The sequence below is a fragment of the Bacteroides caecigallinarum genome (genome assembly GCF_021531075.1).
Taxonomy (GTDB): Bacteria; Bacteroidota; Bacteroidia; order Bacteroidales; family Bacteroidaceae; genus Phocaeicola; species Phocaeicola caecigallinarum_B.
The window spans coordinates 1-248 of the sequence record NZ_JADYTJ010000183.1 but is presented as its reverse complement, the minus strand read 5'-3'; the positions used below and the strand labels follow the sequence as shown (position 1 = coordinate 248).

The following is a 248-nucleotide window of genomic DNA, read 5'->3' as shown; positions in this document are numbered from 1 at the left end:
TGCCATTACACTCTTGGGCCGGTTACCGATCGGCCTGAGGGTACCTTTAGAAGCCTCCGTTACGCTTTTGGAGGCGACCACCCCAGTCAAACTACCCACCAAGCAATGTCCTCAATCAATGAGTTAGAACTCAAACAAACGAAGGGTCGTATTTCAACAGCGGCTCCACAAACACTGGCGTGCCCGCTTCAAAGCCTCCGACCTATCCTACACATCGCGTGCCCAAATTCAATGCTAAGCTATAGTAA

At 50.8% G+C, this 248-nt stretch carries 1 rRNA gene; it reads right to left on the bottom strand.

Features of this window, described 5'->3' with window-relative positions:
* Positions 1-248 (bottom strand): 23S ribosomal RNA (locus I6E11_RS14985); the annotation flags it as partial.